Raw genomic sequence first — 713 nt, forward strand, 5'->3', positions numbered from 1 at the left:
GAGCAAGCCGGAACTAATTAGTATAGGAAGGAAAACCTTATTTTCCCAACCCACTGTTTTAAACCTGAGTGAATATTTATATCAACACTAGTCTCTTTGACATTTATGCATCGCCTCTATCATCAAGTGACTAAATCTCTTCATCTACTTCAACATTCGTACTTGTTGAACTAAGATTATCTAATACCTTCACTTTCTACAAATCTTCATTATGAAAACAGCGGAGAATTTCCTATGTACCAAAATTTTGTATCTTCTTTTTTACTTGTTTGCGTTCTAGTATTCGGCTCGGGTTCAGTGCTTGCAGATAAACACGGTCGCTCACAGTGGGTAGACATCAGCAGTGACAAAAAACCATTTAACAAGAATTGTGACTACAAAGTTTGGGTTCTTGAAGACAAGGAGTGGGCTGAGACCTGGTACCTAGAAGCATTTGATAGTGAGAATGCTTTTTACACTATCAATCGCCAAAGCAGTATTTGGAGCGATAAAGATGACTTTTATGCACTTAACTACAAAGATAAAACAAAGTTTTTAACTGGCGAAAACTTTATTGAGGTGGTGCCATTCGCATTATGCTTGATGAAGTAAACTAATTATTCTTGGCTATCAAGGCTCGTTCTCAAAAGACTGCAAGCTTCTGAGAACGACCTAGCGTCTAGGGTTATGATAAGACTGTAGATAGATGGACGCTTCCTGAGAAGTCGTTTGTA

At 37.9% G+C, this 713-nt stretch carries 1 protein-coding gene; it reads left to right on the forward strand.

Going from position 1 to position 713, the window contains the following annotated elements:
• The first annotated feature begins 234 nt into the window (after positions 1 to 234).
• On the forward strand, positions 235 to 591 hold the full coding sequence (locus A3757_RS24860) for a hypothetical protein (protein WP_068506937.1): 357 nt from the start codon (positions 235 to 237) through the stop codon (positions 589 to 591).
• The last annotated feature ends 122 nt before the right edge of the window (positions 592 to 713 follow it).

It is taken from the genome of Oleiphilus sp. HI0117, assembly GCF_001635235.1.

Excerpts from the sequence above, each read along its gene's own strand:
- A3757_RS24860 (WP_068506937.1), top strand. The coding sequence starts at position 235 with ATGTACCAAAATTTTGTATCTTCTTTTTTACTTGTTTGCGTTCTAGTA.